A 26,777-nucleotide genomic window follows, 5' to 3' on the forward strand; every position below is an offset into this window, starting at 1 on the left:
GCTGACCGAACCGGCGGGCATGATTCCCTCTCTGGAACAGGCGCTGGAGGGCGGGGCGCGATGCTTTCAACTGCGCGAAAAAGATTTGAGTCCCAATGCCCTGCTGGAACTTGCGCTGGAAATGAACGAACGCATCACGCGGTGCGGAGGATTTTTAATCATTAACGACCGCGCAGATATCGCCGAGATGGCAGGCGCCGCCGGGGTGCATCTTACGGAAAACAGCGTTCCGGCCAGCGCGGTGAAAAAACAGTTTCCGCGTCTTAAAATTGGCGTCTCCACGCACACGCTGGAAGGCGCCTTGAACGCGGAAAAGAACGGGGCTGATTTCATCACCTTCAGCCCGATTTTTGAAACGCCCTCAAAAAAAGAATTCGGTCCGCCGCAAGGTCTGGATCGATTGAAAGAGGTTATCGAAACCACACACATACCGGTCCTCGCGCTGGGAGGCGTTAAAAAGGGCCATCTGGAAACCATCCTGAATCTGGGCGCGCACGGCGTCGCCATGATATCGGGCATCTGGAGCGGAAGTAATATTGAACAAAACACTTTTGAATATATAAAAATTCTTTCAAGGACATAGCGCTCATGACTTCAAATAATGGCAACGGCGCCAACGACGCCAACGGAACTTCTTTAACATTGACCCGCAAACCGATTTCCCCCAACTCGGAGAAGATTTATCTGCCCGGTCAACTGAACCCGGAAATTCGGGTTCCTTTTCGCGAGATCACCCTCACCAGCCCCATCACCGCACAAGGCAATGGCAACGGGAATGGGAACGGCGGTCAATCTGAAAAAAATGAATCGGTTCTGGTTTACGACACCTCCGGCCCCTACACCGATCCGACCATCGACATTGACGTGCGCAAAGGTTTGAAACCGATCCGCGCGCCCTGGATTGAAGGGCGAGGCGATGTCGAGGCCTATCAAGGCCGCGAAGTCAAATTGATCGACAACGGCTACCGCAATCGCGAAGACCTCGAAGCCATCGAACGATTCCCGCGCGAAGGCCGCAAGGTTCTGCGCGCGAAGAACGGCGGCAACGTCAGCCAGATGCATTACGCGCGCCAAGGCATCATCACCCCGGAGATGGAATACATTGCCATTCGCGAAAATCAAAAACGTTCGGACCTCAAACTCGATGCAGAGCGCGAACAACGCTTGAGCGGCCAATCCTTCGGCGCCTCGATCCCCGACATCATCACGCCGGAATTCGTACGCGATGAAATCGCGCGCGGACGCGCCATCATCCCGGCGAACATCAATCACCCGGAAACCGAGCCGATGATCATCGGGCGCAACTTCCTGGTCAAGATCAACGCCAATATCGGTAACTCCGCCGTCGCCTCTTCCATCGAGGAGGAAGTCGAGAAAATGGTCTGGGCCACCCGTTGGGGCGCAGATACGGTTATGGATCTGTCCACCGGTCTCAACATTCATGAAACGCGGGAATGGATTCTGCGCAACTCGCCGGTTCCGATCGGTACGGTTCCGATCTATCAGGCGCTGGAAAAAGTCGGCGGCAAGGCCGAAGAGCTGACCTGGGAAATCTACCGCGATACCTTGATCGAACAGGCCGAGCAGGGCGTCGATTATTTCACCATCCATGCGGGCGTGTTGCTACGTTATGTGCCGATGACGGCGAAACGCGTCACCGGCATCGTATCGCGCGGCGGAGCCATCATGGCGAAATGGTGCCTCGCGCATCATCAGGAAAATTTCCTCTACACGCATTTTGAAGAGACCTGCGAGATCATGAAGGCTTACGACGTCAGCTTCTCTCTTGGCGACGGCTTGCGCCCCGGCTCTTCCGCCGACGCAAACGACGAAGCGCAATTTTCTGAATTGAAAACGCTGGGCGAACTCACCAAGACCGCATGGAAGCACGACGTGCAGACCATGATCGAAGGCCCCGGCCACGTGCCGATGCACATGATCAAGGAAAACATGGACCTGCAATTGAAAGAATGCGGCGAAGCGCCTTTCTACACCCTCGGACCGCTGACCACGGACATTGCGCCTGGTTACGACCATTTCACCAGCGGCATCGGCGCCGCGATGATCGGCTGGTTCGGTTGCGCCATGCTCTGCTACGTGACCCCCAAGGAGCATCTGGGATTGCCGAACCGAGACGACGTGAAAGAAGGCGTCATCACCTACAAAATCTCCGCCCACGCCGCAGATGTGGCGAAGGGACACCCCGGAGCGCGAGTGCGCGACGACGCTCTCAGCAAGGCGCGCTTCGAATTTCGCTGGGACGACCAGTTCAATCTGTCCCTCGACCCGGAACGCGCGCGAGAGTATCACGACCAGACGCTTCCTTCCGATTCCGCGAAGACGGCGCACTTCTGCTCCATGTGCGGACCGCAGTTCTGCTCCATGAAAATCACGCAGGACGTGCGCGATTACGCTGTGGAACAGGGTCTCAAGAATGAAGAGGAAGCGCTCGAATCGGGTATGAAGGAAATGTCCGAAACCTTCAAGGCCAAAGGCAGTCAGCTGTACGCCTGATCGCGCAAGACAAATTAAAAGCCCCCGCCCTTCACAGGGCGGGGGCTTTTTTATTTGGCTCTATGAGAGCATACCGTCCAGTCCTCACCACAAAAAAAGAGACCGCCCCGGGGTGGGCGGTCTCTTCGTGGTGAGCGGCGTTGGGGGAAAAGGAGTGTTAAACCCCCATCGCCTCGGGGACAAGCGTTAATACTTGACTCTTACCGGCTCGCAGAATCTCCACCTCTACCTTGTCGCCGGGGTGGACTGCCGCGACCGATTTCGGCAGAATATCCATCGCGTCGATGATTTTGCCTGCAAATTTCACGATCACGTCGCCGCGCTTCAGTCCGCCTTTATCCGCCGGACCGCCAGGTTCCACGTCGCTGACAAGCGCGCCTTTCTGGTCCATGCTCAATTGCATGGCCTCTGCAAGTTCCGGGGTGATCTGCTGGATCATCACGCCGAGCCAGCCGCGCGTGACTTTGCCGTCTGTTTTCAAATCATCCAAAATGGTTTTTGCCATATTGATCGGAAGCGCAAAACCGATCCCGATATTGCCTCCTGACTGCCCCGGAAGGATCGCCGTGTTGATGCCGATCACTTCGCCCTGCAAGTTGACCAGCGGCCCGCCGCTGTTGCCGGGGTTGATGGAGGCGTCGGTCTGAATGAACTCATCGTAGGGACCCGCGCCGATATTTCGATGCTTGGCGCTCACAACGCCCACCGTCACCGAATGAGTCAATCCGAAAGGATTACCGATCGCGACCACCCATTCGCCCACGTTCAGGCGATCGGAGTCGCCCAGTTTGATGAAGGGAAACGTTTCGCCGTTTGACGCTTCAATTTTGATCAAGGCGATATCCGTCTTGGGGTCGGCGCCGATCACTTTGGCGTCGTATTCCTTGCCGTCCATCAGGCTGACTTTTAATTTCTGAGAACCGTCGACCACATGGTGGTTGGTCAAAATATAGCCCTGCGCGTCAATTAAAAATCCCGAACCGGCCCCGCCCTGTTGCGGCGGTTGCTGTCCCGGAGGGAATCCTCCGAAAGGCCCGCGGCTCATTTTCTCAAAACCGCTTATCGAACGCACGCCGACCACCGCCGGGTTTTGTTGAGTGGCTATTTTCTCCACGATATTGGTTCCCACCAGTCCCGGTACGCCTGCGTTGCCGGAAACCTCATGGGCCAAGGCCGACGCATGACCCGGAATCGACGGACCGATGATTTGCGCAACTGGAAGGGCAAAAATTCCTATCATCAAAAATGCCGCTAATTTCATTTTCACTAAATTCTTCATGTCTTCCTCCCGCCTGGAATAGATGCAATGCAATTCCGGTGTTTCATTCACCCGAGGCAATGAAACCGTTTCTTGTTAAAACTAGAATAAGGTTTGAAGATTAAAAACCGCTTAAGTGGAAATTAAGATTTTTTAACGCAGAATCCGCGCCCGGGCGAGTCGCCGGAAGCGTTAAAAGGTGGATGCGCCCTGAATTTACAGGGGAACAGAGGGATGAAGAAACTATCGGGGATAAAAAGAAAGGGCGCTCGAAAGAGACGCCCTTGAAAATTATTTGGCCTGACCTTGCTTGGCGACCGCTTCGGCGGCCTTGCGAATCTCTTCGGGATCGCCCAGATAATAATGTTTGACGGGAGTCAAATCATCGTTCAGTTCGTAAACCAGGGGGATGCCCGTTGGAATATTCAGTTCCGTAATGTCTTCCTCGCTGACGTTATCCAGATGCTTGACCAGCGCGCGCAAGCTGTTGCCGTGGGCGCAGATCAACACGCGCTGACCTTGCTTGAGCGTGGGCACGATAGCGTCGAACCAGTAGGGAAGAAAACGGTCCACCGTATCGTTCAGCGCTTCCGCTCGCGGCAGGTTGGGGATTCCCTGATAGCGCGGGTCTTTTTCAGGAAGCCGGGGATCGTTATCTTCCAGCGACGGCGGTTGGATCGAATAACTGCGGCGCCAGATCTTCACCTGATCTTCTCCATGCTTCGCCGCCGTCTCCGCCTTGTCCAGTCCCTGCAATCCGCCGTAATGTCGCTCGTTCAAACGCCAGGAGCGGTGAACCGGAATCCACATCAAATCCATTTCATCCAGAACCAGCCAGAGGGTTCGAATGGCGCGCTTCAAAACCGAAGTGTAGGCCAGATCAAAATCATATCCTTCCTTCTTCAACAAAGCGCCTGCGGCTCGGGCTTCCTGTTGCCCCTGATCGGTCAAATCCACATCGGTCCAGCCGGTGAACCGGTTTTCCAGGTTCCATTGGCTCTGTCCGTGACGAAGTAAGACAATTTTTATCATGAATATCACCCTCTCCAGCTAATACATTGATATTTAAAGAATAACTGTATTTTGTGGGGTCCATTGAGCTGAACCCCATTCTGTGGTGGGCAAGTATAACATAAGCCCTGCAATGTTCATCTTGCGGATTGACAGAATTCCCGAAAGCCCTGCAAAAACAACGCAAAATGATTGACTTTTCGCAAGTTACAGCCTATATTCAAGGCACTCTAAAATTTGAATCGTTAGCGTTGAACGTCTAACTCAACCGGTCTCTATAGAGACGACTCATTTGTGTGGAGAACATGGCATGGATTCCATTGTCCGCTTTTATCGCAAAATCAATTCTGATTTCCTGAACCCAAAATGGAAAGACGGATTTGAGATCCATTATAAAGTGGTCAACGCTGGAGGCGAGCAACGTTTTTTTAAATTCGCTGATTACACTCCCGATATCCACGAACGAATCAAGACCATGCTGGAAAACGCCGACAGTCAGGAGTTTTTCATTCATGAGACCGACCTGATTAAATTCTACAAAAATTTCTATATCGCCGACCTGCAAACCTCGCTGGATCGTCGCGGCTATTCGCCCGCGTTGATGAAACAGGCCTACACCGTCGCCTGTCGCATCATGAAAGAATACTTCGACAATATCGGATCGCCCAGAGTGCTACGCACCCTGACCAGCGTTGTTGACATTATTGCCCAATGCATTTCGCAATGGCGCCCCGGCATCGCCGACATTTATGCGATGGTCGACAAGAGCGCCCACCATCACACGCATTGCGTGAACGTAGGCCTCTACGCTATGACTCTTGCGGTCCGCTTCAAAATGCAGGACACCGCCGTTAAAGAACTGGGGCTGGGCGGCATGCTCATTGATATCGGCAACAAAGAACTCGACGCCGACCTCTTCCAGAAAGACGAACTGGACCCGGACGAACGCAAACTGATCCGCAAGCATCCGTCTGCAGGACGAAAAAAATTGAACGACATGAAATGCTTCAGCCCGGTCATTCTTTCGATGGTCGGAGAGCATCATGAAAAATTCAGCGGCGAAGGATACCCGCACGGTCTGGCTGGCGAAAAAATTTCCCTGTACGCGCGCGTCATCGCAATCATGGACGTCTTCGATGCCCTGACCTGCTCGCGATCTTACCGGGAAGCCCTGCCTCCCAACAAGGCGCTGTCCATGATGAAGTCGGAGATGCCCGGACATTTCGACGAACGCCTGGTCCTCAACTTCATCAAGATCATTGCCGCTGAGAAAAATGACTCCGCAGTGAAAACGACCTGAAACGCTCTATTTGCGCTGTCCCAGCCCTTGCAATTCAGGAGAAACGAAAAGTTTTAACTTGACCCTTTCTCTTTCAAACTGATAGCATGACTCCAAATTGATTCATTATCCGGAAGACCGTATGTTATTTCGTAGTCTCCTCATTCTAATGACCCTTGTTTGCGCGAGCTGGTCCAGCCACGCTTTCGCGCATCCCGGACACGGCGCCATGACCTTGCACGAGCACGACACCATGGTTCCGCACAAGTCTGCGGTCGCCAAACCCCACAACGGTTTGCATGAAAAGGATCACTGCGAGACGCACGGACATTCTAAAACGATGCCCTGTCCCCACACATCGGGCAAACCCGACGGGCTCAGCGAATCCTGCGTGACAAGCCTTTGTTGCGACCATTCGGGAACCCAGGGCGCGACTTCTTCCGGCGCTAATTCTCCATTGCTACACTCTTCACAAGGCCCTGAATCGGGTCCCGGTTCGTCCAGCCAGTCTCTTGGCGCCACAGACGCACCATCGTATTCATGCGACAACGCATCACCCGAACCGCCTCCAAAGTCCCTGTAAACATCCTCTAATTATTTTTTTGGCAGTCGTCTTGCCTGAAACAACGCTGAAATTCCAGCGCAATGATTCAGCTCGACAGAATCATAAATTCGAGACCGTTTGAGTTCCGTTACCCTTTGCATGGGACTTTGATACAGCTTTGAAAGGTTGCTCATGAAATCGATTCGATCTTTGTTATCTATCTTTATAATTTTTATGCTGGGACTGATTCTGTCCCCAAAATCGGCTACAGCCTATGTCGGACTCTGTTGCGCGCATTGCGGCGGCAACATGCCGCTCAATATCATGGGCGGCGGCATTCCTGAAACGCATGAGTTTCGCTTCAAAATCAGCCAGAGCTTCATGCGCATGGGTCCCTATAAAGACGGAAGCGACGACATCGATCCTTCCACCCTGCTCGGCGCGAACAACGGAACCACCTTCGCCGCCGTGCCTGCTGAAATGCGCATGTACATGACCATGGTCAGCGCCGCCTATTCTTTCACCGACGATTTCGCCGCGATGGTGATGACCAGCTACAAACGAAACGACATGCCCATGCTCCTGAACGGAGCGCTCGGCGGTTTCAACATGTTTTCCGAAGGCATCGGCGACACCAAAGTTCTGGGTAAATACCGATTGATGGCGGACGACAATCTCGCTCCGACCCGGCAGATCTCCGCCGTCTTTGGCCTCTCCGTCCCGACAGGGAGCATCGACGAAGGTTTCAAGAATCACCCCAACGCCGCGTTTCAAGGACGCATTCTGCCTTTTCGCATGCAGTTGGGTAGCGGCACCTTCGATCCGATTCTTGGCCTGACCTATCAAGGTTCCAAAGACCCTTACTGGTACGGCGCCAACCTGCAATACACCGGACGCTGGTACGACAACGATCAGGGCTATCATCAGGGTCAGGAAATCGCCCTCGACCTCTACACGATGATGCAGTTTCACCCGAAAGCGGTCGCGCATTTCCAATTGAATAACAAATATGAAGGCAAGTACAGCGCGGAACCCTTCGACCAGCGCATCAAAGGCGAAGGCCACGCGGGCAATATTCCTGCAGGACAATTTCTCAGCCCGCTGTTCGACCCGCACAATTACGGCGGCTATAAACTGACGGCGACGGCGGGCATTCAGTTTCAGCCCATCCCATTGCAGATCGTGGAGCTCGATGTCAGCATTCCTCTGTATCAGGATTTGAACGGCCCGCAACTCGCCGACGACTGGAAAATTCAGGCGACCTGGTATTGGGAAGTCCCGACCAGCAAGAGCCGACGTCACACGGGAACCCATGCTCCGAAGGAACTGGGTTTCTAATGAAACGCCCGATTGCTAAAACGCATTCATTGGCGATAGCGGCGGTCCTTCTGGGACTCGCCGCCTGCGCCGGGATCAATCAGCTTCCCGAAGAGGGAAGCGCGGATGCGGAGCTGTATCGCAGTCGATGCACAAGCTGTCATGGACAACCGCATCCATCGCGCCACACGCCGCAGGAGTGGGAGCATTATGTCGGCCTGATGGAACAGCATATGAAGGATAAGAATATTGAATTTTCACCGCAGGATAAAAAGATAATTCTCAATTATTTGAAACGCAACGCCCGATAGGAAACCGTTATGAAACGCGCCTTCACAATACTTACGATCACCGCAAGTCTGCTGTACAGCGCACTGGCCTGGGCGCATTCTCCCATCTACGAAAAAATGGGAGTGGTGCCGCCGCGTACAGAGAAGGCGGCCCCGCTGTTCACGCTGGAAAACATGCAAGGCCAGACCGTGCAGTTCGATCAGTATTTTGGCAAACCCCTGCTTCTGCATTTCTGGGCCACCTGGTGCGTTCCCTGTCGCGAAGAATTACCGGCCCTGCAAAAACTCTATGAGTCGATCGACCGCAACAATCTGGAAATCGTCGCGATCAACATCGACCGAGGCAACCGCGACCGGGTCGAGGAATACATCGCCGAAATGGGACTGACCTTTCCCATGCTTCTCGATCCCAATCAAAAGGTTCGACGCAATTATTATATCAACGGCCTGCCCACCAGCTATTTGATTGGGCCGGACGGGACCTTTCAGGGATTCATCTCTGGAGCAAGGAACTGGAATCTGCAAGATTCCAACGCTTTATTTTCGCTACTCAAGTCTCGCCAATGAGGAACTCTTTGCGCCCTGCGACTCGACTCTTATCGAGAGCGAACGCGGCGATTCTGATCGGATGGATTGGCAGTATCAGCCTAGCCGTACCGGCGGCTCTGGGCGGCGAAGCGGAAACTATTGTGAAGACGCTGGACGAAAATTATTATTTTCCGCAAGCGCAAGGCTTGCAACATCTTCAGGCCACCGTCTCCATTGAGCAACGCGACATGACGGCGCAGGAGCCGCGTTATTTGAATCTGGCCCCGGCGCGAATGAGTTGGAAGCGGCACATTCGAGCCTTGCAGTTTATTCCTCTGGAAGGCGACAAGACGGACGAGGATTTTATGCAGTCGCAACAATTATTGAACAATTACAAGGAGATGTTTCTCCCTTCTCCATTGCAAACCGTGCTGGAGAACTATGAGGGAACGCTCAGAAAAAAAAGTCAGCACGCCGCGAACCTGCTGTTTCAGGCGAAAAGTCCAGGCGCGCCGATTCGCGCTTATGACCTGCTGGCCGATACCCGGCAAGCCAGGATTCATAAAATGCGCATCGAGCAAAGACGCAACCCGATGGAAGTCACTGTGCAGTTTCGATACATTGAGCGCGAAGGAAAATGGCTGGTAGAAGAGACTCAGGCGGAGTTTGAAATCAACCGCGAATCTTACACAGAATGGACGCGCTACTCCTATACCCAGGTAGACGGTTTTTGGCTGGCGGACGGAATCCTTCAGGAACTCAGCCGGGCGGGGAAACCCGTTCAGTCGTATCGTTTCACGCTGAAAGATTTCAAGATAAACAGCATCCATTGATGATTTGATTTTATGACGCGACTATTGAAAACAGGCAAGGGCTGGATTGCGGCGGCGCTGATGGCGTGGTTTTGTTTCGCCCTGCCCTCGACAACGACAGCGCATAGCATGCATCATGACGCAGGCCTGTTTTCCAACAAACATCAGGCGCATGCCAAAGATCATACGCATGCCAAAGATCTTACGCATGCCAAACATCACGCCGAATCCAAAGGTCCCGACACTAAAGCGCATTGCGCCCTGCACAAACGCTTCAATCCGGGCGCGCTCTGCCCGCATCATATTTCCGGCAACAAGACCGTCGTCAGCCTGACGAACCAATGCGGCAACACTTCATCCAAACATCCACTGGCGCAATCCACCGCTCAGACCAAGGCTTTCCTGAAGGCTGATTCCTTAGAAAGCTCGCTATTGCAGTCCCAACCTTTCTTCAACCCGCTGAAGTTCGTTCCCTTAGCGCACAGAACGCAAGGGCCACCCGAACCGCCGCCAAAGCTCTCTATCTAAATTCGAATATCGATCCTCCTGGGTTGAGGCGGGCGCATGGTCTTCGTACAAGGCGATCCGATCTGTCCTGGAAGCCGCTTCAGAAGTAACGCCTCTGTTTTTTTCATGCTTGAAAACAGAATGCGCGACAACTGAAATTGAAGGCTCCCACTTCAACCCGCCCCATTTGCTTGCCCAGCGCCATTATCCGGGCAAGCCACGAGACCTCCAGGGTTGAGGAATCTGACGCAATCGAAGCAACGAGCGCCTACTCAATGTCTACGATCAAGCTTGCCAGTCGCTACTCCTTCTCCTTTTTCTGACGCCTAACAGAAAAAGGTTTTGCGGCCCATAGCGCGTCGATTCCTCAACCCACTTTCAAAATCATCATTCCGATGAAACCGCCTCAAGGATCGCATTCGATGAAATGGCCTCCGCCCGCCCGGCGCGCACGCAATGGATCAGAAATTCTTTGTTGCCCTTTTGTCCCGTGATCGGCGAACGGGTCAGCCCGCAAATCACCCAACCGTTTTTCTCGACAAAGGCCTGCAACACCTCCAGAACTTTTTTATGTTTGCCCGTATCTTTGATAATACCTTGATGCTCCACCTCATCTTTGCCGACTTCGAACTGCGGTTTGACCAGCGCAAGGATATCGCCCTCAGGATCAAGCGTTCTCCAGACGGCAGGCAAAATCAGTTGAAGAGAAATGAAGGAAACGTCGATCACCGCCAAGTCGGCGGGCTCTCCGATCTGTTCGACCGTCAACGCGCGCGCATTGGTGCGATCCAGCATCTGGACGCGCGGATCGGATTGCAACTTCCAGGCGAGTTGACCATAGCCCACGTCGACGGCGCAGACGCGCCGCGCTCCGCGTTGCAACAGGCAATCAGTGAAGCCGCCTGTCGACGCTCCGATATCTACGGCAAATTTATTTTGAGGGGATACGTTGAATTGATCGAGGGCTTTTTCGAGTTTGAGACCGCCGCGACCCACATAAGGGTGAAGCGCTTCGATCACCTCAACGAGGGCGTCTTCGGAAACGTTGCGTCCGGGCTTGTCGGCGACCTGCCCTTCACAACGGACTTTTCCGGCAAGAATCAGGCGTTGCGCCTGTTCCCGGGAATCGCAGAGTTTTTTTTTACCAGCAGTTGATCCAGGCGGAGCTTGCCGGGCTTATTCGACATCGTTCGGCTCGCTGGGGAACAGTTCGGTTGCCAGGTCGCCCTGATTGTTCTGGGTCAACTTTTCTATCTTCGATTCCGCCTCGGAGAGTTTCTTGGAACACAGGCGCGACATCTTGATGCCCTCTTCAAAAATCTCCAGGGACTTGTCGATATCCAGCTCTCCCTTTTCAAGATCTTCGACGATCTGTTCCAGGCGTTGCATCGCTTTTTCAAATTTGATCTCCGACATAAACCGCTCCTCAATGGATGGATAGAATATAGGATCTTACTTTTTTACTGCGTCGTTTTGAACAACGATCTTCTTCTGTCTAGCCAGCACGGCGCCGGTGACCCAGGCCAGGGTCATCGTGCTTGCCGCAACCAGCGGCCACTCCGTCGATTGTATCAGGGGAATCTTGATCGGTTCCCAATAAAGCGGCCACAGCATGAAATACAATCCCGGCCCCAAATGATGCTGAAACACATCGAATACTTGATGCAGAACCCAGCCCGCCGTGATCGCCCAGAAAACAAGATAGCGTTGCTCGCGCACGAACAGACAACTGATAAACAGAGCCTGAAAAAAACAGGCCGCAGGCGTATGAAAATATTGCGCGATCATCGTCGCGGCAGGAAACAACTTCATGACGCCGCGAGAAATGATGTCCGGTAAAAAAACGCCCAGCATCGCCATCGCAAAAAATGATCGAGAAAACACTCGACTCTTCACAAAACAATTTTTGACGACATAAAGCGACGCCGCGTGGCTTATCAAGTCAGGCATGTCACTCAAACTCTTCCAGGCGACAGCCTTTAGGCCCCAGCCTCAGCGAACGAACAAGAATACCAAATAAAAAAGCCAACGCCAGACCCGAAAGCCCAAATTTCCATCGCATCAACGAGTGTTCTTCAAAGGCTTCCACTTGAAACAAACGCTCGCTGTCCAGACTTCCCTTGAGAATCACAAACGGTTTCTCTTCCAGTCTGGGAAACGGATTCTTGAAACGAGCGACGCCGCCGCTCAAATCGAACACCTGCGCGTAACCTGAGTTTCCAAGGGGGCGCATCGCCCCGGTGATGAACGCGCTCTCGCCGTTCGGGGCGAGATTCGCCAGCAGTTCGCTCGCCAACCGATCCCGGGCCACGCTCGCATCAAACGCCATCATTCCAAGAAACAATAAAAATAAAGATACTAGCCCAACCCAGAAAGGCTGATCTTCCAACCAGCCGCGCATGCGCTTCATCGAACTGCCCGCCGGATAATGAGAAGGCTCTTCATTTCTCTTCAACCTTGCATTTCAATTGCCCCTGCGCCAGACGAATTTCCACCGAGTCCCCCGCTTGCACCTTCTCGCTGTCCTTCAAAGCCTTGCCCTCATGCGAACAAATGCTATAGCCCCGATCCAGCACCGCCAGCGGACTCAGCGAATTCAACCGACGCGCCAATCCTTCGAAACGTTCCTGACGTCTCTCAAGCAATACCGGCATGCGCGTTTCGAGTCGTCGCGCGCTGTTGCGCAAACGCTCCTGCCCCGTCTGCGTCAACAGAGAAGCGCATCGCGTCAATTGACGGCGGCGCGAATCCAGACGTTCCTGCATGCGTTCGATCATTTTCAAAGGCGAACCGAGAAGCAGACGCCGCGCGGCGTTTTCCAGACGTTTGCGTTGAAACAAGGCCCATTGATCCAGGCCGCGCATCAGGCGCCGGTCCAGATCGTCGAGCTTCTGCGCCTTGAACGCAAAAATTTCCTGCGGATTGCGAAATCGCCGACGCTGGGATAGTTGCAACAAGCGGACGTTTCGCTCTTCCAATTGACGACGCATGACGTTGATCAATTGATTCGTTTCCGAACGCAACAGCGCGACCATTTCCGACAATTCAGGAACCACCAGTTCCGCCGCCGCAGAGGGCGTGGGCGCTCGCAGGTCGGCGACAAAATCGGCGATGGTGAAATCCACCTCGTGGCCAACCGCCGAGACCACCGGCAGTTTCGAATTAAAAATAGCGCGCGCCAACACCTCTTCATTAAAGGCCCATAAATCTTCCAGCGAACCGCCGCCGCGACCGACTATGATCACGTCCACATCGGGGACCTGATTCAAGGCCTGAATGCCGCGCGCCACTTCCTCCGCCGCGCCTTCGCCCTGCACCTTGGCGGGATACAAAAGAACGGATGTTTTGGGATTGCGCCTGCGAATGACGTTGAGCATGTCGCGGATCGCCGCGCCGGTGGGCGAGGTGACAATGCCCACCTTCCATGGAAATTCCGGCAGGGGTCTTTTTCGCGCTTCGTCGAACAGACCTTCCTCTGACAACTTTTTCTTCAACTGATCGAAAGCCTTCTGCAAGGCGCCCAGGCCGTGCGGCTCGACCCTCTCGACGATGACCTGGTACTCGCCGCGCGCCTCGTAAACCGTGGCGCGACCGAACAGGACCACATGGTCGCCGTCCTCCGGGCGGTACTTCATGCCTGAGCGATAGCCTTTGAACAAAACGCATCGCACCTGCGCGGCGTTGTCCTTCAGAACAAAATAGGAATGACCTGAGGAGGGCGTGCGTAAATTGGAAATCTCGCCTTCGATCCAGACCGAATCAAAGGCCGCTTCCAAAATCGCCTTGGCGTCGCGAGTGAATTCGCGAACCGTGAATATTTTTGGTTCTTCCAGGGTTGGCATGGGGAATCCTGGGCGATCCCGCTTATAAACCGTTTTAGCCAGGGAACGCCGTGTTGTTCATCAGAAGAGGGCCCATCATTGAACCCAAGCCAATCGGCTTTATAAACCATATTGGCTACGGAACGCCTTGAGCGTGTTTTTCAACCACAGAACGGCTCCATCGACTCCACACGATCCGGTTTTATAAACCGTTTTGGCTACGGAACGCCTTGAGCGTGTTTTTCATCAGAAGCGCGATCGTCATTGGCCCCACGCCGCCCGGTACGGGCGTGATGAAAGCCGCTTTTTCAGCGACCTCGTCAAAAGCCACGTCGCCGACCAGTTTTCCGTCCACACGGTTGATGCCGACGTCAATCACCGTCGCGCCTTCTTTCACCATATCGGCGGTCACAAAATTGGCCTTGCCTATCGCCGCGACGAGGATGTCTGCCGACGCGGACACTTCCTTGATGTTTTGCGTGCGCGAATGACAGATCGTGACGGTGGCGTTGCGTTGTAACAACAAGATGGCGGCGGGCTTGCCGACAATATTACTGCGCCCGAGAACGACAGCGTTCTTGCCTTCGACGGGGATCTTATAATAGTCCAGCAGTTCCATGATGCCAGCGGGCGTGCAGGGAGCCAGATCGGAAATGCCGGTGACCAGCGCGCCCACGTTGCGCGGATGAAAACCGTCCACGTCCTTCGCGGGATCAATCGCCTCCAACACCTTTTGCGAATCGACGCCGTCCGGCAAAGGCAATTGCACGAGAATGCCGTTGACCTTTGGGTCTTCGTTCAGTTGCTTGACGAGAGCCAGCAAGTCCGCTTCCGTCGTTTCTTCAGGAAGGTCGTGCGACAACGAAACAAATCCGGCCCGCTCGCAGGCTTTTTTCTTGTTGCGAACATACACGGCGGAGGCCGGGTCGTTTCCGACCAAAACCACGGCCAGTCCGGGGGATTTTCCAGCTTGCTTGTTCAGCGCTTCGACTTCGACGCGCACGCCTTCAATGATTTCCGTAGAAACTTTTTTTCCATCGATCAAATTCATAGGGCTACGTTATTGAGGATTACGGGGTTTGTCAATTAATTTGCGACGCGCAGAGGGCGCGACGGGAACTGCAAGCGCGATTATAATTTATCTTCGCGGATATTCAATTCCTTTATCAGGCGGGAAAGGTAAGAACGTTGAATATCAAGGATATTGGCGGCCTTGGTGCGGTTGCCCTGCGTGGTCTTCAAAGTGTTTTTGATGAAGGTGCGGCGGAATGCGTCGTTGGCGTCCTTGAGCGTGGAACCCACATTGATTTCAACCGGCGCCTGCGCGCCTTCCAGCGGGAACAAATCATTGGTCAATTCGTCGCCGTCGCTCAACACAATAGCTCTTTCAACAGCGTTTTCCAATTCGCGGATATTGCCCGGCCAGGAATAACCCATCAAATGCGAAATCAGGCGCTTGTCGAATTTCTTCGGGGGCGTCCCTTCAGGGCTGTACTTTTTCACAAAATAGGAAACCAGATCCGAAATGTCTTCCTTGCGCTCGCGCATGGAGGGAAGTTTCATATTGATCACGTTGATGCGGTAAAACAGATCCTGACGAAACTCTCCAGACTGCGTCATTTTCTCAAGGTCGCGATTGGTCGCGGTGACGACGCGCACATCCACCTTGATCGTCTCCGTGCCGCCGAGCCGCATGAAGGATTCCTCCTGCAGTACACGGAGCAGTTTCACCTGCATGTCCAGCGGCATCTCGCCGACTTCGTCCAGAAACAGGGTGCCGTGATCCGCCGCTTCAAACAAGCCGATCTTGCGGCTGTCCGCGCCGGTGAAGGCGCCTTTCTCATGACCGAATAATTCGCGCTCCAGTATGGACGCGGGCAAGGCCCCGCAACTGACGGAAACAAACGGCCTGTTCTGCCGCGGACTGTGGTCGTGAATGAGATGCGCAAACAATTCTTTGCCGGTTCCGCTTTCTCCCGTAATCAAAACCGCCGCTTTGGAAGGCGCCACTTTCTCCGCAAGACGAATGCATTGCTGTACCGCATCGCTCTCGCCGACAATCAGATAGCGTCGCATGTAATTTTCGCGCAGGCGATCAAACTCAGCGCCCAACGCCATTCGATTCTTAGAAATTTGAAAGAACTTGGCCATCAAGGCGGTGAAACGCTCTAAAACCTCGACCTCCAAATCAGAAAACGGCGTGTCGTCGCGCTTGTCCAAAAACTGCACCACGCCCACTACCGTGTCTTCAACGATGATTGGAAAACAGGCGATGGAATTGACCTTGAGTTTGACGATGTCGCTGACCTTGCGATACCAGCGCGGATCGTTCTGCACGTCGTTGGATATGATCGGCTTGCCAGACTCTGCCACCAGTCCGCTGATACCCGTCTTCAACGGAATCTCAAAACCCGCCAGTTTCCCCTTGTTCTTGCCGGTCGCCTGATAAAACTGCAACTTCTGGTCGTCGTCGCTGATGAGGAGCAAGGACGTGTTGCGGGCGCCCACAATCTCGCTCGCCGTGTCGATCACCATGCCCAGCAGTTCGTCCACCTCGACGGAAGTCGTGCTGAATAAAGACGAAATTTTTCGAATGGCCTGTATATTTGCGTAACTGTCTATATGTCTCATTAAATAAAAACCAATCCGTCGACAAAGTGGACTATTATTTACATTATTATTACTACTGTATACACCTTTGCTATATTTCAAGTCAAGTTTTAAAAAATTCACCACCCAATAACTTCATTGAAATTTAAGGTTTTTCCTGAAGTTATGTACAATGGGGCCGTAAAATAGCTCAGTCCTTTTCTTTGGTGTCCTGATCGATTCAATCAAGGGTTTGCGATGAACCAGCCTTCTTTACAGACCAATCTGATACGCTCTGGAGTCATTGCAAGTCTCTGTATTATCGTCTATTTCAATTCCCTGATGGGACCGTTTCAATACGACGACAAGGAGGCGCTTTCGCGGAGCTGGGTCGCCAGCATCTCGGCGTTTTCAAATGAAGTGAGCTGGCTGGAAGTCGCCAACCGCCCGGCGTTGATTTTTTCTTTCGCCCTGAACAAGGAACTGGGCGGCAATCAGACCCTGGGCTTTCATCTCGTCAACTTATTTTTACACTGCGCCATCGCGATTCTGACACTGTCTCTTTTATTACGCATTCGGCGTTTGCGCGCTTTGGCTGGCTTTGCAATGCATCCGGCGATCCCTTTCGGAGCGGCGCTCCTGTTCGCGGTTCATCCTTTGCACAGCGATTCGGTCTCCTATATCTCCTCGCGCTCCACCCTGCTCGCGACCTTTTTCTATTTGCTCAGCTTGCTTGCATTTTTCCGATTATTTTCAACGGAGCGCGCTGGCCGGAGTCGACCGATCATTGCGCTCTGCGGACTCTTGATATTCGCGTATCTCGCCGTCGCATCCAAACTCATCGCCGCGACGCTCCCGATCGCCTGTTTTTTTCTCTTTGTATTCATTATAGGGCCGCGCTGGCGCCCGCGACTGGCCGCACAATTGTCTCAGCCCAAATGCATCGCCGCCTATATTGCGCTGGCTCTTGGCGCGCTGGCTTTCGCCCTCTTCGTTCCTGAATCGATCTACGCGCCGCGCGATCAGGGATCGCAGTTTTTTTCGCGCGCGGACTATTTATGGATGCAGATTGAAATCATCGCCCTGTTTTATGCAAAGCTTGTTTTTCTACCCTTCAATCTGAACGTGGACATCGGCTACCCGCTGGCGGCGAGTCTGCCCAATTGGAATTCTCTGATCGCGCTCTCCGTTCTTCTGAGCCTCGCCTGGTTTGCCTGGCAACGGAAAGATTTCTGGATCGGCGCCGGGCTGATCTGGTTTGTAACGGCGCTGGCGCCGACGTCGAGCGTGATCCCCCTGAGCGATCTCGCCGTGGAACATCGGACCTATCTGCCGATGACGCTGGGATTCACCATGGTCGTCGTCTCCCTGCTGAACGGCGGCGGCCGCCGCGCCTTCGTCTTCCTGCTCCCGGTCGCGCTGATCTTCAGCCTGTTGACGGCGGAGCGCAACCGCGCCTGGACGAGCGAGGAGGCGCTGTGGAAAGACGCCGCATTGAAAACGCCGCATTCGCCGCGCACGCACAACAATCTGGGCCGCGTCTATTACGATCAGGGCGACGCGAGAAAAGCGCAGGAACATTTCCTTCAGGCGATTCAGAATATTGAGCTGAGCAATCGCCAGCGCGGATTCGATATCGCCGAGCCGCATTACAATATCGCCAGCCTCTATCTGGATCTCAATCAGTTGAACGATTCTCAGAAGGAATACGAAATCACTCTTTCCATTCAGCCGGAAAATTTCAAGGCGCATCTGGGTCTGGGTTCGGTTTACAATCGCAAAGGAGATTTAACGAAAGCGCTGGAACAATTTGATCGCGCCCTGGAATTGCGACAAGCGCAGGCTCCGGGACGGGACTATCCGCTGGCCCGCATCAACCGCGGCGAAGTGTTTGGCAAGACCGGACGTTTCGAAGAAGCCGTCAGGGAATTTGAAATCGCCATCGAGTTCGATCCTTCGTCTCATGTCGCGCATCACAATCTCGGCGTCGCCAACATGGCGCTGACTCGTTTCGAGAAGGCGGAACGCGCCTTCCTCGAAGCTCTGCGCCTGAAACCCGGCTTCGCGCCCTCCAGCGCGGGACTGAAGGACGCGCGCCTGCAATCGCAACGAAAGAACGCAACGCATCCATGAACGCCGCTCAAATCAAAAACCAGATTCTCTGCATCGGACTGCTGACCCTGCTTGGCCTGATCGTCTTCATGGGAAGCCTGCGCGCTCCCTTTATCTACGACGATTTGCACGCCATCGTCGACAATCCCTACATCCAGAATCTGGAAGAATTCCAGAAGCGAGTCGGCATTGAAAATATTTTCAACCGCTCCGTTTTATTGCTGTCCTTCGCTTTCAATTACGCGCTAGGACAAAACGACGTGCTCGGCTATCACCTCGTCAATGTCTGGCTCCATCTTGCCTGCGTTCTACTTCTGTATTGTGTCGCGCGCGAGGCCTTGGCGCTGGCGCCGCCGGAAGAACGGGCCCGTCTGCGCTCCCTGCCCTTCCTCGCCGCCGCCCTGCACGCCGTCAACCCGGTGACCGTCGAGTCCGTGGTCTATCTGTCCAGTCGCTCTTCCCTGCAAGCGACGTTTTTTTATCTGGCGTCTTTTCTATGCTTCATGCGTTATTGCAGGGAAAAGGAATCTCAGAATCGCTCCTTGCATTTGGGCGTTCTGCTCATTTTGTGCGCCTTGTGTTTTTTCCTTGGCGTCGGCACGAAAGAAATCGTATTCACGCTCCCCGTGATCGCGATGTTTTTTTTGTGGCTGAAAACCGACGCGGCGCATCGCCGACAGATTTTACTTCCCGCCGGAATCGCGGGGGTCTGCGTCGCCGCTTATCTGCTCCTGCGCTACGTCAAGCTGGGCGCGCTCTTCAGCGCCACCGCCGACCCGTCGGCGGGCATGATGGATCGCGGCGTTTATTTCATGACGCAGATCAAGGTCTGGGTCAGCTATTATCTGAACAAGCTGATGTTCCCGATCAATCTGAATCTGGAACCCGATGTGATTCCCGTCGCCGGCTGGAGCGATCCGGGGTTTCTTTGTTCTCTGGGTTTTCTCATCGCGCTGGCGGTTCTTGTGTATCGTCAGCCCTCGCGATTGCTCTGCTTTGCCTTTCTGTGGGCCGCCGTCACCCTGCTCCCGACCTCCAGCATCGCGCCGCTCAAACAGTTCGCGGTCGAACGCCGCGCCTATCTTCCCGGAACGGGATTCAGCATCGCCTTCGCGTACTTGTTCCTGAACCTTGTTAAATCCGGCCCGCGAATCGCGTATTTCGCGATGGCGGTGTTGGCGCTTTTTTCCCTGCTGACCGCGCACCGTGCGCATGATTTCCGCTCCAGCCTTTCCATCTGGCAGGACGCCGCGCACAAATCACCCAAAGTCGCCCTGACGCACAACAACCTTGCGCTGGCCCTGATCGAGCGGGAGCAAGCGGACGAAGCGCAAAAGGAACTGGAAACGGTTCTCAAACTGGAACCGCAACACAGCGAAGCTCTGATCAACCTCGGCCACATCCACTCGCGTCGCCAGCAATGGGCGAAAGCCCTGCCTTATTTCGAACGCGCTCTGGCGCTGGGCTCGGAGCGCGCCGAAGTGTTCTACAACATCGGCTCGGCTAAAATCCAACTGGGCCAACCGCGCGAAGCCTTGAGCTTTTTGAAGCAGGCGGTCAGCAAAAAACCCGGCGTTCTCGAATACCGCCTCCTGCTCGCCAACACCTATCGACAGTTCAAAGACTACGACAATGCTCTCCTGCAATACCGACTGGTCCTGCGCGACCACCCGCAGAACATGGACGCGCACAACAACATGGGCGTGATCTTCTGGAACCTGCAAGCCTTCAAGCTGGCGGAGTCTGAATTCCTCAAGGCGCTGGAGATTCAGGAAGACCAGGCCGAAATCCACGGCAATCTGGCGAGCCTCTACCTCATCACCGACCGACCGCAGGACGCGCTGAAACATCTCGACCGCTGGCTCGAACTGGAACCGGACAACGCCCGCGCCAAAGAATTGCAAGGCGTCGCGAGCAAACTTGCGTCGCAATTATCGAAATGAAATCACGGCTTAACATTTTTCATCCCGTCGGCGTCTGCGCGGCGCTGATCCTGACCGGGATCGCCGTTTACGCGAATCACCTGAACAACCCCTTTCAGTTCGACAGCATCCGCTACATTCCCAACCACCCGCTCCTGCAAAACGCGGAACAGTATTTCACCTGGGAGATGCTGGAACGCGAGTACAAACACCGCTGGCTGTTGATGGCGACGCTTGCGGGCAACGTTCTGCTCGACGGCTTCCGCCCCTTCGGTTTTCATCTGGTCAACCTGACGATTCATATATTCAATTCTCTGCTTGTCTTTTGCGTCGCTGTGACCTGGAGCCGAAAATTTTATCCTGACGATGCCACGCCGCCGCAAGCCATTGGCCTGTTCACCGCGCTCCTGTTTCTGGCGCACCCGATGCAAACCGAATCGGTGATCTACGTCATCAGCCGAGGCGGCGCGCTCGCGACCTCCTTCTACCTGCTCGGCTTCCTTTGCTTTCAGCATCTACTGAAAGCGGAAGCCAAAACCGCGTCGCGCATCTTCGCCGCACTGGGCATCGTCGCCTGCATGATCCTTGGCTTCAGCGCCAAGCAGACCCTCATCACTTTGCCCGCGCTGTTGTTTTTCTATTATCTGTTCTGCGGCGACTCCCGCCAGCGCGTATTGAACTGGATGCGAAGACGTCTGCCGATTCTGATCGGCGCGGGGCTTGTAATATCTGGCGCGCTCTTATGGAAACTGCTCACGGATGAGGCTTTCCTGATCGGCCCCTCCAAGGCTGGGGAATCGATCGGGCGATTGAATTTCATGTTCACGCAACCCGGCGTTCTCGTAGGATATTATTTACGCCTCCTGTTTTTGCCCTTCAATCTGAACGTGGACCCGGACATTCCGCTGGTCACCTCCGCCCTGTCGTTTTCGCTGTGGGGCGCGCTTGCAACGCTGGCCCTGCTGTTTGCGCTAGCGGTGAAGGCGGCGCGGCGCGGCGCGACGGTCTACCTGTTCTGTCTCGGCTGGTTTCTGCTCGTCATTTCTCCGTCCTCATCAATCATCACTCTGGAAGACCTCGCCGCCGAGCGCAGGGTCTACCTCGCCAGCCTCGGATTGTTTTTCCCTTGCGCCGCCCTGCTGTTGCGCGGTCTTTATTCTTACCCGCGACTGCGCCTGCTGGTCCCGATCCTTATCGTCGCCTGTCTTTGCGCGACCACGATGAAACGCAACGCCGTGTGGTCGAGCGAATCCCGACTGTGGAACGACACGCTTAAAAAATCGCCGAACAAGATTCGACCGCTGGTCAACCTGGCGCGCGCCTACACGACGGAAGGCGACCCGAAACAAGCCGTCGCGCTTTATGAACGCTCATTGCGGCTCAATCCAAATATTTTTCATTCGCATTACAACCTCGGCAACCTGTACTGGGCGGAGGGAAAAACAGAACTAGCCCTGCATCACCTCCTGCAAGCGCGACAACTCGAACCTTCGATTCCCGAAACGCATGGCAGGCTCGGCGAACTGTATCTGGCATTGAAACGCTTTGAAGACGCCGACCGCTCCCTCAGGAAAGCCGTCGAACTCTTCCCGCAATACGCCGTCGCCTTGCGCAATCTGGGCCTGCTGTATTATTTCGAATGGAAACGACTGGAGGAAGGCCGGGCGTTTTTTCAGCTCTCCCTGTTTCTGGATCCGAATCAACCCGACGCCGACTCCCTGCGCCAGATCATCAACGCCCCTCGCTAGAAAAGCCCTGTTGCGCGCCGATCGATTCGCCCCTAAACTGTTTGTATGAAACCACCCAGATACAGACAACTGCCGCTCTGCCTCGCCGCCTTTCTGCTGACGGCGCTCAGCGCCTGCGCCGGCTTGGGAACGCAAAGCGAGCCGCACAACCCCTATCACCTGCAAAAAATTTCGGATTTGCAATTATGCGTCGTCTTTGGAGGCTTTGAAGACGACTGGGCGGGACGCGCCTCGCGTGAGAAGGTCGAAAGCGAACTGCATCGCCGGGACCTGCTGACGAAAAACGAGTGGATTCTCGTTCGCGAGCATCGGATCGCTCGCGGAATGAGTCTGTGCGGGCTTTACGCCTCCTGGGGGCCGGAAATCTCCCGACAGGAAAGCCAGCTGGAAAGCGAAGCCATGCGTCGGCATTACTTCCATTGCACGACCTGCGAGCCGCTGACGGTGTGGACGCGGGACCAGCGCGTCGTCGGCTGGGAACTGCCCGGCGAACCGGAAACCTACCCGCGCAAAATCAAATGAGAATTCGCGAATTATCCACTTGAAAGCGAGCTGGCAATCGATATAATAGGGGTTTCGACAGGAACGCCCTGTTCCTGCTCGCCGGTTGCAAACACATCCGAATCATGCCGAAGTGGTGAAATTGGTAGACGCGCTGGACTCAAAATCCAGTGGGGGCAACCCCGTGACGGTTCGAGTCCGTCCTTCGGCACCATCTTTTTTGTCCCCCTCCAATTCGCCAATGAGCGAGAAGGGGAACGAGATTGAGACGGTTTGAAAAGTCTTATCAAAACTTTCCAAAGGCCGCCCGCAATTTTGGATTTTTTCCTTTAAAACTATATTCTCTTCTTCCAGTTTTTTAACCTTATTTTCGTAATTTGTAATCAGTGCAGGGCTATCCGTATCAACTATGCGGTCCAAAAATTGTCCTGCGAAATCACCGGCACCAACCATCCAGATATTATTATCATTAGCCGCTTCAACCATTTCTGGATAAAATTCTTTTATTTCGCCACAGCAAAAATGAATATCAGCATTCTCAATCAATGGAAGTTTACGGCTAGATAATACCCATGTAGGCTGGGTATACGGCCACGTTGAACCAGTCTCTTCTTCGACCTTCTCTTTATTGTTATATATTCATATGTTGAAGAGCCCATCACTTTGCGTCTGGTCGCGGTAGGTGTTGACAAGGACACCACTGGGTGTGCTTTGCGTTCCAACCAGCGTGAGGCCGTGCGTTGGAACACCATTTCCGAACAGTCGTTTTCCGTCGCCAAGCACTACCGGAAAGACCCATAGGCGATGCTCGTCAATAAGTTTGGTGGCGATGAGCGTTTGCAGCAACTCACTACTTCCCCATACATGCAATTCAGAGCCATTTGATAACTTCAATCGACGAACTGCCTCTGCAATGTCTCCATCTATGCGCTGTGAATTTTTCCAGCTGAGGTGATCGTTGCTGTGCGTGGCAACATACTTCGTCGCTTTATCGAAGGCCATGGCGATGGGATTATCACCCTGGTTCGGCCAATAGGATGCGAAGATATCATAGGTGCGGCGACCCAACAGCATGTCAAACTCACCAGATATGATCTCGTCAATGACCTGATTCAAAGTGTCATCCACAAAAGGCATGGCCCAGCCTCCGTGAGCAAAACCATTACTTGGGTCTTCCTTCGGCCCGCCGGGCACCTGCATAACGCCGTCAAGTGTGACTTGTGTGATGGCAATCAATTTTCTCATAATTGTTTCAGCAATTCTTCCAGTTGTTCAAGTGTTCCTGTCCAACCTTGCGTCATGCTTGCTGCACCTTCTTGGAAAGCTTCGTATTCGGCATTTACAGCTTCATGAGATTTCAAAATGAGGGTGATTTTGGTTTGGTTTTTTATTTCTTCGAAAGTAATGGTTGAGTGAATCAATAGCGGCCATTTATTATTCCAAGGATTGTGTACAATATTCGCATTCTCATCAGCGAAAGACATTAAAAAGACCATGTTTTTCGATTCTTGAATATCCAAAAACTTCCAACGCCCCCAATAAGAGTCTCCCTCCGGCGTTTTTAAGCCATAGTGGTATATGCCTCCGACTTTCAAATCCATGATGTTTTGCAGGATATCGTTACCTTTGGGCCCGAACCATTTTTGCAACTGCTCTGCTTTTGTCCATGCGTCCCAGACTTTTTCAATTGGGGCATCGAATGTACGGTCAATCGTGAAATAAAAATCTTTTGCCGATTATCGTTGTGACTGTGTCATTTTCATTGTCCTTTTACAATTAGCTTTATCATAGCTGCTTCAGTAGCTCTTCGAGTTGCGTGATCGTTGTTCCCCAGCCGTCATGGAAGCCCATGTCTTCATGCGCCTTTTTCTGCTCGGGCGCGTTGTGCATCGCATGGGCCGTGTAGCCGGTGCCGGATGACAGCACTTCAAGCTCTATAATGGCGGTCATGGCGATATGAGCACATTCTTTATCGCCGGTAGCTGGGGAAGGCGCAGGCCGGTAATCGGTGTGTAAAACGCTTGTCCAAACTAAACGCTTTTCTTCTATAATCTCCAGAAAACAACCCGTGTTCGGAAATTCATTACCTTCCGGGTCTTGCATAACCGTATAAAATTCTCCGCCCGGACGCAGGTCAACACGGCAGTCTGAAATGCTCCATGGTTTTGGAACAAACCACTGCTTTAAAAGCCCCGGCTCGGTCAGACCGCGCCAGACAAGATTAACAGGGACAGCCAGTTCTCTTTTTAAAACCAGATCCAGTTTTGCATCAACGGGTGTTGTCATTTGTTTTTTCCTTCCGGTTTATAATGTTCTTTTAAAAGTAACGCGTCTAGTGCATCAAAACGCTCACTCCAGAATTTGCGCATCTGATTCAGCCATTCCCACATTTCATCAACTCCTTGCGGGTTTAAAGAATATATCCGCTGCTGCGCCCGTTTTTCCATTTTTACTAGATCAGCCTCCCGTAAAACTTTCAAATGCTGGGAGACAGCCGGGGCACTTATATCAAATTCATTACTTATGTCTGTCGAAGCCATTTCACCGTTCGCCACGATCAATTCAATCATGCGGCGGCGGTTAGGTTCTGCGAGGGCTGCAAATCTATCCATATCTTTATTATTAAGCATATGATTAATTAAGTCAATGGTAAAATAATGAGGGGGGGGGTGCGCGTAGGAACTACCCCTTGCCCTGAATAGCCTCAATTGTTACGGTCGTCATATGACAGAATTAATTTCAACGGTTTCGTGCTCCGTGAAGATTGCGCCGCGTTCCTCCAGAACTTTCCCTAACGCCTGATAATCTTTGACCGGGCGCGTTTCCCGCGTGATTTGATTTTTGGAAGCTCAGAATGAAATAACCGGGAATGGGTATAGGCTCCTATAAAGACAAACCTCCGGGGGCTGCTATATTTTGATAGAATCATCCGTCAGGGAGACGGCGTTAGATCAATGGATGAATCCTTGAGTATGGTGTTCCAATTCGCTAAAATCTGGAAAAGTTGGTTCGAAGTTTTTCCCTCTAGGCGCACTCCTTCGCGGAGGGCGCAATGGCCGATTCCAGAAAATATTTCTGGTCAGACTAGATAGCTTTGCGTCGAGTCCAACCTTAGGCGCACCTTCGCCCCGTAGCGGGGAAATGATGAATCCATTCCGATTTTTCGTTTAGACCGCACCCTACAGACAAGCTTAATTTATTGCGAACATTCACCAATGGACTGACCAATAAATGCCAGGTTCATCAGTCGCACACCAGTCTCGTTTGATTTATAGCCAAGCAAAATTTACCGCGTAGTCTTCACTTCGAAATGCACGCCTTCTTTTTTTTGGAGGGTGTGGATGATGCCAAACAGATTGTTGGCGGTGGGGTTGCCGCTCGGGCTGAACATGCGCATGAGGCTTTTAGGAGATTTTTGTACGATCACGCCCAGTTTTTCGAAACCAATGGTGGCGTTGATATAATCCCGCAATATCATTTTTCCGGTTTCCGGGTCTCCCGCTAACATGCTTTCAATACTTTCTTTAAGCAAACCGTGACGAAATTCAGGATCGCGCAGGGCACGCGCCTGTATCGTTTCTTTAAAATTTTTTGTTATCGCCATTCTTAGGTTTCCTTTTTCCGCTTTTTATACTCCCGCCAGAGAAGCTTTGCTCGTTCTATATCCTTCTGCTGACGCTTCTTGGTTCCGCCACCCAGCAAGATGATCAGTTTGTCGCCATCTTTACCCAAATACACACGGTAGCCCGGCCCCCAGTCGATAACACATTCATGCACGCCAGCGCCGATGCTTTTAACGGCAGACACATTCCCATTGCCTATCCGCGTGATATAAGTATTCACTTTGAGCGCGGCTTGCGCTTCCAACCCATCAAACCAGTCGGCAAAAGGACTGCTTCCATCTTCGAGAAGGTATTCTCTAATCTCCATCACAAAGGTAACCTATAAGTTACTTCTATGCAAGTTTGAATTGAAACCCCGACGCGCGAATCCTGTCAAAAATAATAACCTAAACCGATTATTT

General features: G+C 53.2%; 28 protein-coding genes and 1 tRNA gene. 14 read left to right on the forward strand and 15 right to left on the reverse strand.

The genetic code is table 11. The features are described from left to right. The first annotated feature begins 19 nt into the window (after window positions 1-19). Together G3M78_00620 and thiC are read left to right on the forward strand one after the other, a co-directional pair. Window positions 20-583: a thiamine phosphate synthase gene (locus G3M78_00620; GenBank protein ID QPJ66719.1), complete on the forward strand. Its 564-nt coding sequence runs from the start codon at window positions 20-22 to the stop codon at window positions 581-583. A 5-nt stretch (window positions 584-588) separates the two neighbouring features. Continuing rightward, the gene (gene thiC, locus G3M78_00625) at window positions 589-2,514 is read left to right on the forward strand and encodes a phosphomethylpyrimidine synthase ThiC (protein ID QPJ63989.1); all 1,926 of its coding nucleotides are present in this window, start codon (window positions 589-591) and stop codon (window positions 2,512-2,514) included. Between the two features lie 157 nt (window positions 2,515-2,671). Here thiC and G3M78_00630 read toward each other — a convergent pair whose 3' ends face one another. Both G3M78_00630 and gpmA read right to left on the reverse strand, forming a co-directional pair. After that, window positions 2,672-3,793, reverse strand: coding sequence for a trypsin-like serine protease (locus G3M78_00630; GenBank protein QPJ63990.1), 1,122 nt, complete (start codon window positions 3,791-3,793; stop codon window positions 2,672-2,674). A 270-nt stretch (window positions 3,794-4,063) separates the two neighbouring features. Further along, window positions 4,064-4,804: a 2,3-diphosphoglycerate-dependent phosphoglycerate mutase gene (gene gpmA / locus G3M78_00635; GenBank protein ID QPJ63991.1), complete on the reverse strand. Its 741-nt coding sequence runs from the start codon at window positions 4,802-4,804 to the stop codon at window positions 4,064-4,066. 289 nt (window positions 4,805-5,093) lie between these two features. On the opposite strand from gpmA, the gene G3M78_00640 reads away from it, so the two are divergent. The 7 genes from G3M78_00640 to G3M78_00670 all read left to right on the forward strand — a co-directional run bounded on the left by G3M78_00640 (window position 5,094) and on the right by G3M78_00670 (window position 10,081). Further along, window positions 5,094-6,083 carry an HD domain-containing protein gene (locus G3M78_00640; protein ID QPJ63992.1) on the forward strand — a complete coding sequence of 330 codons (990 nt, stop codon included), beginning with the start codon at window positions 5,094-5,096 and terminating at the stop codon, window positions 6,081-6,083. A 148-nt stretch (window positions 6,084-6,231) separates the two neighbouring features. Continuing rightward, window positions 6,232-6,645 (forward strand): hypothetical protein, encoded by a 414-nt coding sequence (locus G3M78_00645; protein ID QPJ63993.1) that lies wholly within the window; start codon window positions 6,232-6,234, stop codon window positions 6,643-6,645. A 195-nt stretch (window positions 6,646-6,840) separates the two neighbouring features. Next, window positions 6,841-7,944, forward strand: coding sequence for a transporter (locus G3M78_00650; GenBank protein QPJ66720.1), 1,104 nt, complete (start codon window positions 6,841-6,843; stop codon window positions 7,942-7,944). After that, the gene (locus tag G3M78_00655) at window positions 7,944-8,234 is read left to right on the forward strand and encodes a cytochrome c (GenBank protein ID QPJ63994.1); all 291 of its coding nucleotides are present in this window, start codon (window positions 7,944-7,946) and stop codon (window positions 8,232-8,234) included. Before G3M78_00650 ends, G3M78_00655 begins: the two co-directional genes overlap by 1 nt. 9 nt (window positions 8,235-8,243) lie before the next feature. Further along, on the forward strand, window positions 8,244-8,780 hold the full coding sequence (locus G3M78_00660; protein ID QPJ63995.1) for a TlpA family protein disulfide reductase: 537 nt from the start codon (window positions 8,244-8,246) through the stop codon (window positions 8,778-8,780). Then, window positions 8,777-9,574 carry a hypothetical protein gene (locus G3M78_00665; protein ID QPJ63996.1) on the forward strand — a complete coding sequence of 266 codons (798 nt, stop codon included), beginning with the start codon at window positions 8,777-8,779 and terminating at the stop codon, window positions 9,572-9,574. The genes G3M78_00660 and G3M78_00665 overlap by 4 nt, the downstream gene beginning before the upstream one ends. A 12-nt stretch (window positions 9,575-9,586) precedes the next feature. Beyond that, window positions 9,587-10,081 (forward strand): hypothetical protein, encoded by a 495-nt coding sequence (locus tag G3M78_00670; protein QPJ63997.1) that lies wholly within the window; start codon window positions 9,587-9,589, stop codon window positions 10,079-10,081. Window positions 10,082-10,447: 366 nt separating this feature from the next. On the opposite strand, the gene G3M78_00675 is transcribed toward G3M78_00670, so the two are convergent. The 7 genes from G3M78_00675 to G3M78_00705 form a co-directional block, all read right to left on the reverse strand. Further along, window positions 10,448-11,164 (reverse strand): TlyA family RNA methyltransferase, encoded by a 717-nt coding sequence (locus G3M78_00675; protein ID QPJ66721.1) that lies wholly within the window; start codon window positions 11,162-11,164, stop codon window positions 10,448-10,450. Between the two features lie 72 nt (window positions 11,165-11,236). Next, complete coding sequence (locus G3M78_00680; GenBank protein QPJ63998.1) at window positions 11,237-11,476, reverse strand: exodeoxyribonuclease VII small subunit; 240 nt, start codon at window positions 11,474-11,476, stop codon at window positions 11,237-11,239. 36 nt (window positions 11,477-11,512) lie between these two features. Then, on the reverse strand, window positions 11,513-12,010 hold the full coding sequence (locus G3M78_00685) for a hypothetical protein (protein QPJ63999.1): 498 nt from the start codon (window positions 12,008-12,010) through the stop codon (window positions 11,513-11,515). Between the two features lies 1 nt (window position 12,011). Continuing rightward, window positions 12,012-12,515, reverse strand: coding sequence for a hypothetical protein (locus tag G3M78_00690; GenBank protein ID QPJ64000.1), 504 nt, complete (start codon window positions 12,513-12,515; stop codon window positions 12,012-12,014). After that, complete coding sequence (locus tag G3M78_00695) at window positions 12,502-13,902, reverse strand: exodeoxyribonuclease VII large subunit (GenBank protein QPJ64001.1); 1,401 nt, start codon at window positions 13,900-13,902, stop codon at window positions 12,502-12,504. Before G3M78_00695 ends, G3M78_00690 begins: the two co-directional genes overlap by 14 nt. A 181-nt stretch (window positions 13,903-14,083) precedes the next feature. Then, window positions 14,084-14,932 (reverse strand): bifunctional methylenetetrahydrofolate dehydrogenase/methenyltetrahydrofolate cyclohydrolase FolD, encoded by an 849-nt coding sequence (gene folD / locus G3M78_00700; protein ID QPJ64002.1) that lies wholly within the window; start codon window positions 14,930-14,932, stop codon window positions 14,084-14,086. An 80-nt stretch (window positions 14,933-15,012) separates the two neighbouring features. Further along, window positions 15,013-16,512, reverse strand: coding sequence for a sigma-54-dependent Fis family transcriptional regulator (locus tag G3M78_00705; protein QPJ64003.1), 1,500 nt, complete (start codon window positions 16,510-16,512; stop codon window positions 15,013-15,015). A 216-nt stretch (window positions 16,513-16,728) separates the two neighbouring features. On the opposite strand from G3M78_00705, the gene G3M78_00710 reads away from it, so the two are divergent. The 5 genes from G3M78_00710 (at window position 16,729) to G3M78_00735 (ending at window position 22,967) form a co-directional block, all read left to right on the forward strand. Further along, complete coding sequence (locus G3M78_00710; GenBank protein QPJ64004.1) at window positions 16,729-18,603, forward strand: tetratricopeptide repeat protein; 1,875 nt, start codon at window positions 16,729-16,731, stop codon at window positions 18,601-18,603. Next, window positions 18,600-20,525 carry a tetratricopeptide repeat protein gene (locus G3M78_00715; GenBank protein ID QPJ64005.1) on the forward strand — a complete coding sequence of 642 codons (1,926 nt, stop codon included), beginning with the start codon at window positions 18,600-18,602 and terminating at the stop codon, window positions 20,523-20,525. The genes G3M78_00710 and G3M78_00715 overlap by 4 nt, the downstream gene beginning before the upstream one ends. Continuing rightward, complete coding sequence (locus tag G3M78_00720; protein ID QPJ64006.1) at window positions 20,522-22,252, forward strand: tetratricopeptide repeat protein; 1,731 nt, start codon at window positions 20,522-20,524, stop codon at window positions 22,250-22,252. The genes G3M78_00715 and G3M78_00720 overlap by 4 nt, the downstream gene beginning before the upstream one ends. 45 nt (window positions 22,253-22,297) lie before the next feature. Further along, complete coding sequence (locus tag G3M78_00725; protein ID QPJ64007.1) at window positions 22,298-22,774, forward strand: hypothetical protein; 477 nt, start codon at window positions 22,298-22,300, stop codon at window positions 22,772-22,774. 106 nt (window positions 22,775-22,880) lie between these two features. Continuing rightward, window positions 22,881-22,967: transfer RNA gene (locus tag G3M78_00735), tRNA-Leu, on the forward strand. A gap of 425 nt (window positions 22,968-23,392) precedes the next feature. Here G3M78_00735 and G3M78_00740 read toward each other — a convergent pair. The 6 genes from G3M78_00740 to G3M78_00765 all read right to left on the reverse strand — a co-directional run bounded on the left by G3M78_00740 (window position 23,393) and on the right by G3M78_00765 (window position 26,683). Continuing rightward, window positions 23,393-23,998 (reverse strand): dihydrofolate reductase, encoded by a 606-nt coding sequence (locus G3M78_00740; GenBank protein ID QPJ64008.1) that lies wholly within the window; start codon window positions 23,996-23,998, stop codon window positions 23,393-23,395. Beyond that, window positions 23,995-24,465, reverse strand: a complete 471-nt coding sequence (locus G3M78_00745) for an SRPBCC domain-containing protein (protein QPJ66722.1) — start codon at window positions 24,463-24,465, stop codon at window positions 23,995-23,997. The genes G3M78_00740 and G3M78_00745 overlap by 4 nt, the downstream gene beginning before the upstream one ends. Before the next feature lie 73 nt (window positions 24,466-24,538). After that, window positions 24,539-25,039, reverse strand: a complete 501-nt coding sequence (locus G3M78_00750; protein QPJ64009.1) for an SRPBCC family protein — start codon at window positions 25,037-25,039, stop codon at window positions 24,539-24,541. Then, on the reverse strand, window positions 25,036-25,365 hold the full coding sequence (locus G3M78_00755; protein QPJ66723.1) for a winged helix-turn-helix transcriptional regulator: 330 nt from the start codon (window positions 25,363-25,365) through the stop codon (window positions 25,036-25,038). Before G3M78_00755 ends, G3M78_00750 begins: the two co-directional genes overlap by 4 nt. Window positions 25,366-26,039: 674 nt before the next feature. Further along, window positions 26,040-26,357: a transcriptional regulator gene (locus G3M78_00760; GenBank protein ID QPJ64010.1), complete on the reverse strand. Its 318-nt coding sequence runs from the start codon at window positions 26,355-26,357 to the stop codon at window positions 26,040-26,042. A 2-nt stretch (window positions 26,358-26,359) separates the two neighbouring features. Then, window positions 26,360-26,683 (reverse strand): type II toxin-antitoxin system RelE/ParE family toxin, encoded by a 324-nt coding sequence (locus G3M78_00765; GenBank protein QPJ64011.1) that lies wholly within the window; start codon window positions 26,681-26,683, stop codon window positions 26,360-26,362. Window positions 26,684-26,777 lie beyond the last annotated feature (94 nt).

The organism is Candidatus Nitrohelix vancouverensis (genome assembly GCA_015698305.1).
GTDB lineage: Bacteria > Nitrospinota > Nitrospinia > Nitrospinales > VA-1 > Nitrohelix > Nitrohelix vancouverensis.

Coding starts and splice junctions, on each gene's coding strand:
- G3M78_00620 (QPJ66719.1), top strand. CDS start 20: ATGATTCCCTCTCTGGAACAGGCGCTGGAGGGCGGGGCGCGATGCTTT.
- thiC (QPJ63989.1), top strand. CDS start 589: ATGACTTCAAATAATGGCAACGGCGCCAACGACGCCAACGGAACTTCT.
- G3M78_00630 (QPJ63990.1), bottom strand. CDS start 3,793: ATGAAGAATTTAGTGAAAATGAAATTAGCGGCATTTTTGATGATAGGA.
- gpmA (QPJ63991.1), bottom strand. CDS start 4,804: ATGATAAAAATTGTCTTACTTCGTCACGGACAGAGCCAATGGAACCTG.
- G3M78_00640 (QPJ63992.1), top strand. CDS start 5,094: ATGGATTCCATTGTCCGCTTTTATCGCAAAATCAATTCTGATTTCCTG.
- G3M78_00645 (QPJ63993.1), top strand. CDS start 6,232: ATGACCCTTGTTTGCGCGAGCTGGTCCAGCCACGCTTTCGCGCATCCC.
- G3M78_00650 (QPJ66720.1), top strand. CDS start 6,841: ATGCTGGGACTGATTCTGTCCCCAAAATCGGCTACAGCCTATGTCGGA.
- G3M78_00655 (QPJ63994.1), top strand. CDS start 7,944: ATGAAACGCCCGATTGCTAAAACGCATTCATTGGCGATAGCGGCGGTC.
- G3M78_00660 (QPJ63995.1), top strand. CDS start 8,244: ATGAAACGCGCCTTCACAATACTTACGATCACCGCAAGTCTGCTGTAC.
- G3M78_00665 (QPJ63996.1), top strand. CDS start 8,777: ATGAGGAACTCTTTGCGCCCTGCGACTCGACTCTTATCGAGAGCGAAC.
- G3M78_00670 (QPJ63997.1), top strand. CDS start 9,587: ATGACGCGACTATTGAAAACAGGCAAGGGCTGGATTGCGGCGGCGCTG.
- G3M78_00680 (QPJ63998.1), bottom strand. CDS start 11,476: ATGTCGGAGATCAAATTTGAAAAAGCGATGCAACGCCTGGAACAGATC.
- G3M78_00685 (QPJ63999.1), bottom strand. CDS start 12,010: ATGCCTGACTTGATAAGCCACGCGGCGTCGCTTTATGTCGTCAAAAAT.
- G3M78_00695 (QPJ64001.1), bottom strand. CDS start 13,902: ATGCCAACCCTGGAAGAACCAAAAATATTCACGGTTCGCGAATTCACT.
- folD (QPJ64002.1), bottom strand. CDS start 14,932: ATGAATTTGATCGATGGAAAAAAAGTTTCTACGGAAATCATTGAAGGC.
- G3M78_00705 (QPJ64003.1), bottom strand. CDS start 16,512: ATGAGACATATAGACAGTTACGCAAATATACAGGCCATTCGAAAAATT.
- G3M78_00710 (QPJ64004.1), top strand. CDS start 16,729: ATGAACCAGCCTTCTTTACAGACCAATCTGATACGCTCTGGAGTCATT.
- G3M78_00715 (QPJ64005.1), top strand. CDS start 18,600: ATGAACGCCGCTCAAATCAAAAACCAGATTCTCTGCATCGGACTGCTG.
- G3M78_00720 (QPJ64006.1), top strand. CDS start 20,522: ATGAAATCACGGCTTAACATTTTTCATCCCGTCGGCGTCTGCGCGGCG.
- G3M78_00725 (QPJ64007.1), top strand. CDS start 22,298: ATGAAACCACCCAGATACAGACAACTGCCGCTCTGCCTCGCCGCCTTT.
- G3M78_00740 (QPJ64008.1), bottom strand. CDS start 23,998: ATGAGAAAATTGATTGCCATCACACAAGTCACACTTGACGGCGTTATG.
- G3M78_00750 (QPJ64009.1), bottom strand. CDS start 25,039: ATGACAACACCCGTTGATGCAAAACTGGATCTGGTTTTAAAAAGAGAA.
- G3M78_00755 (QPJ66723.1), bottom strand. CDS start 25,365: ATGGATAGATTTGCAGCCCTCGCAGAACCTAACCGCCGCCGCATGATT.
- G3M78_00760 (QPJ64010.1), bottom strand. CDS start 26,357: ATGGCGATAACAAAAAATTTTAAAGAAACGATACAGGCGCGTGCCCTG.
- G3M78_00765 (QPJ64011.1), bottom strand. CDS start 26,683: ATGGAGATTAGAGAATACCTTCTCGAAGATGGAAGCAGTCCTTTTGCC.